3 protein-coding genes are annotated in these 4422 nt (G+C 64.2%); all 3 read right to left on the reverse strand.

The window, feature by feature from the left end:
* Positions 1–903: WD40 repeat domain-containing protein (locus tag ACILSL_RS26945; RefSeq protein WP_395735168.1), on the reverse strand; the 903-nt coding region annotated here is incomplete at its 3' end.
* 8 nt (positions 904–911) lie between these two features.
* On the reverse strand, positions 912–2237 hold the full coding sequence (locus ACILSL_RS26950; protein ID WP_395735169.1) for a DUF1501 domain-containing protein: 1326 nt from the start codon (positions 2235–2237) through the stop codon (positions 912–914).
* A 107-nt stretch (positions 2238–2344) separates the two neighbouring features.
* A complete protein-coding gene (locus ACILSL_RS26955) occupies positions 2345–4240 on the reverse strand; it encodes a DUF1549 domain-containing protein (protein WP_395735170.1) in 1896 nt (631 codons plus the stop codon).
* Positions 4241–4422 lie beyond the last annotated feature (182 nt).

Below are 4422 nucleotides of genomic sequence, written 5' to 3' on the forward strand. Positions count from 1 at the left end.
GCCATCCGCCGCGCTGAAGAGCGCGGCATTCCATGTGCCCTGCGCCTGACGGCCCGCCATGAGGAAGTGCTTTCCATCGGGATGAAACGCCAGCGTCTCCATGAGGCCGGAGCCGTGCTGACCGTCCTTGATCTGATCCAGCTTCTTGCCAGCGCGCCAGTCCCAGCGCTGCCAGGTCATCTTGCCATTGCCCGCCATGGGATCTCCCATGGGCCCCATACCACATCCTAGCAGGGCATTGCCATCGGGTGAGAAAGTGAGGCCGTAGATGCCGCCGGAGTAGTGGTGGGATTTGGTGGTGCCCCAGGAGGTGAAATCGGGAGACGTCCACTGCGACACCGGTTTGCCATCCTTCGCCTGCACATCCCACACGCGCACCTCGCCCATCATGTTTGCCGCAGCGAGGTGTTTGCTGTCCGGGCTGAAGGCACAGCTCAGCACCGGCGGCGTGTGGCTGTAGCTGGCCACCAGCGCACCGCTGGCGGTGTCATACACGCGCACAGACGGCTCGCCCTCCGCCGCAGGCTCATACTTCCAGCCCCCGGCGATGTACTGCCCCGTCACACTGGCCACCCGCGTGCCATCCGGCGAGATCGCGAGCTGCCAGCTCCAGAATTGATGCGCCTTCACCTCGCGGATGCACTTGCGTGTGGCCACGTCATGCCAGAGCAGCATGCCGTCATACCCGGCGGAAATGAGCGTTTTGCCATCCGGCAGCAGCACGCAGCCGCTGGCGTAGGAGCTGTGCTTCTTTTCAAAGACCTCCTTCTTGCCGGTCGCGGTTTCCACCGCATGCACGCTGCCGTCCATGCACGCCGCATAGGCCAGCGCGCCATCCGGCGTGGTGGCCAGTCCCAGGACGGCAAAGGGCATCTCGTATTGTTTGGTACGGGTCAGTTTCATGGGCGGTCTCAGGCGAGGATGTCGCGGATCGGTTCCACTTTGTTTTCCACGCGGTGGAAGGTGGGCATGCCGGGCAGGTCATACTCCGCATAGGGGTCAATGCCCAGCGCCGTGAAGATGGTGGCGAAAAGGTTTTGCTCGCTGTAGGGCTTCTCGATCACGTCCACGCCGTCCACATCCGTCGCGCCCGTGACCACGCCGCGCTTCAGGCCGCAGCCGGTCATCATCATGCTCCAGGCATTCGGGTAGTGCTCACGGCCGCGCGCCGCATTCATCCACGGACTGCGGCCAAACTCGCCCATCGCAATCACCAGCGTGGAGTCCAGCAGCCCGCGCTCTTCGAGGTCGTTCACCAGATTGTAAACCACGTGGTCCAGCTCCGGCACAAGCATCTGATGGATCTCATGGTTGAACACATGATTGTCCCAGTTCATACCATTGGCCACCATGACAAACGGCGCGCCGTTTTCCACGAGGTGCCGCGACATCAGCGCATGCTGCGCAAAACTCCCTGGCCCGTAGCGCTCGCGGTCCTTGGCCGGCAGCTTGTTCACGTCAAACAGGTCCGCACTCGCGCTCAGCCCCTTCATGCGTTCAAAGGCCGCATTCTGACTGCGCGCCACCGCGCTGCTGCGATCCCGCTCATACTTGGAGGTGAGGAATTTGCGCAGCGTCTCGCGGGATTCCTTGTCATGCTGCGGGATGCCCGCGCCCTCCTTCTGCAAAAACTGCGTGTAGTCCCCGCCCAGCCGCACGGGCGCGTACTCCGCGCCGAGCCAGCCAGACCAGTTGCCCGCCTTGAAGGCTTCGAATTCGTTGCCGCCGGGCACGGGATCGAGAAAGATGAAGTTCGGCAGTTTGGAATCCATCTGCCCTATGGCCTGCGCCAGACTGCTGCCCAGCGTGGGCCGCGTGAAGCCCGCGCGCTCCGGACTGCCGCGCTGCAGCAGATTGATCGCCTGCAGATGCTCCGGCTGGTTCGTCTTCATGCTGCGCACGAGATTCAGCTTGTCCGCGATGCCCGCGCACTTCGGCATCAGCGAAGAGAAATGGATGCCCGGAATCTTCGTGGGCATGCTGCCAAACGGTCCGTTTCCCGGACTGCCCGGCTTCGGATACCACGTCTCAAACTGGCTCGGCGCGCCGCACAGCCACAGCAGGATGCAGTGCTTCTGCGCCTTCTTCGTCTCCTCCGCAAAGACCGGATTCTGAAACAGCCCTGTAAAGCTCGCCGTGCTGGCCAGCGCACCGCCCGTCAGCCCCTTCAAAAACAGCCGCCGGTGCAGCGTGTGCTCTTGGGTCGGGCAGCGTGGGTGGGGATCGCGGAGATTCATCAGGGGAAAAGGGGGCGGAAGGGCGCGGGAAGTTTACACCGTTTTGAGCAGGTTTTTAGCAGGATTTTTCGTGCCTGCGCAGCTTCTACTTCGATCAGTCATCACTCTCACGGCATGGCCAGAAACTCCGCGCTGGTGAGCAGCGCCCAGAGGAGATCCCGCGTGGCATCCGCAGGGTGAGCGGCATTGGCAGTCACAAAGGCCGCCGCCTGCGCGGACTCATCCGCCCCCGGCGCGCGTCCATAGACGGCCTGAAAGGCTTCGCGGATGCGAGTGGTAGCATCTGGTAGCGCCGTCAGCCTGGCGATGACGCCGCCCTGCGCCGCCTGCAGCAGCGCGTTGATCGTCGGAGAGTTCGAAAGAAACTGCGCCTGCTGGAAGGTGGCGTTGTACTCCCTGGGCAGCACGTCCGGGATGGCGGAGATCACCTGGCGGCGGAACTCATCGTCATTCGGCGGCAGATCCAGCGCCACGCGCCACGAGCGCGCGAGCTGCTCCGCCGTCAGCGGGCGTTCCAGCATGCCCGCAAACAGCTCCGGCGCGGCATCTGAAGCCCCCAGCGCATAGACGCGGCTGCGCACGATCTCCCGCACCACGCGGCGGGTGTCATGCTTGTGCGCAGCAAAATCCTGCGCCAGCCACTCCAGCAGTTCAGGGTGGCTGGGGGTGTTGCGCTCGTTGATTTCATCCGGCGGATTGACGATGCCGCGACCGATGAGCGCGGCCCACATGCGGTTTACAAACGCGCGCGCCAGCAGCGGATTGCCCTGCGTGGCGGCTTCCGCAAAGGCCTCGCGGCGGGAGTACTTCGGCACACGCACGGGGGCTTTGGCATCCTCATACAGCTCCGGCTTGTCACTCTCCTTCGTCTCGCCGCCGGGCCATACTTCGGGCAGGGTGCGCCCGGTCAGCAGCGTGACCACCGCCGGCTGGGATTCCTTTTTCAAATTGGTGAAATTCATGAAGCCGCCCACCGCGCTCTCCGCCACGGCCGTGCTGGCGTCCACGTTCTTGCTGCGGTTAAACGCGGCCACGAGACCCCAGTAGTGCGCCTGCTTGATCTCACGCGCCAGCGGATGGTCATGGCACTGCGCGCAGTCGATCTTCGTCCCATACACCACGGGCGCCACCGCCTCGGCGATCTTCTGGAAGTCGTTCTTCCGCTCAAACAAAAACCATGAGGCGCCCTTGCGGTCCGGCGCAGGGTCGGGCCGTGCGCACAGCACATCGTACACCACCTCGTTCCACGGGCGGTTGTCCTTGAAGGCCTTCTCCAGAAATGTCCACCAGCCCGAGCCTTTGCGCCGACCGTCCGGATTTTGGCGAAGCAGGCGCCCCATCAAAAACGTGTCCCACAGCTCCCGCATGCGCACCGCATACTCCGGTGCCGACAGCAGCTTGTCGATGAGGGCATCCCGCTGCGGTGCCGCGACAAAGGCCGCCAGCTCCGCCTGCGTGGGAATGCGACCCGCCAGATCCAGATACACACGCCGGCACCACACCGCATCCGGCACCGCCGCCGCAGGCTTCACACCCGCGCGCGCCCAGCCTTCGGAGATCAGCGTTGAGATGGCTTCTTCGCCGGAGGCAAACTTCCGCGCCACCTTGGGTTGTGTTTTTTCCACGGCAGCCAGCGTCACTGGCAGCGCCGAGATCCATTCCTTCACCGCCGCGCGGTCTGCATCGCTGAGCTGCTTCTTCGGCGGCATGTGCGGGTCCGCGCCCTTCTCCAAACTCGTGAACAGCGCGCTCGCCTCCGGCTTCCCCGGCGTGACCACAGCGCCGTCGTCACCGCCTTTGATCACCATCTCCGGCGTGTCCAGCTCCAGCCCGCCCTTCTGCTCCAGCACGCCGTGGCACTTCACGCAGTTCTCGTCCAGAATCCGCCGCACCTTCCCCGACCAAAGCGCCGCCGCATCCGCCGCCGCATCCGCCGCCGAGGCAGCACGGGTGGCAGTCAGTGAAAGGCAGAGAAAGGGAAGAACAAAGGCGCGACGCAGCATGCAGGGAGAAAACACGAGATGGGGGTGCCAAAACTACACCACGCAGCCGCGTTTCTTGCGGAGAAAAGAGGCTCCATTCCATCAAGCGGCGCGCGCTCACCTCGCGGAGTGTAGTCGGCGCGTGGGGTCATGGCTGGGAGCGCCGATGTCCACATCGGCTCCGGCGAACGTCCCTGCGCTAT

The organism is Prosthecobacter sp. (assembly GCF_044222345.1).
Taxonomy (GTDB): Bacteria; Verrucomicrobiota; Verrucomicrobiia; order Verrucomicrobiales; family Verrucomicrobiaceae; genus Prosthecobacter.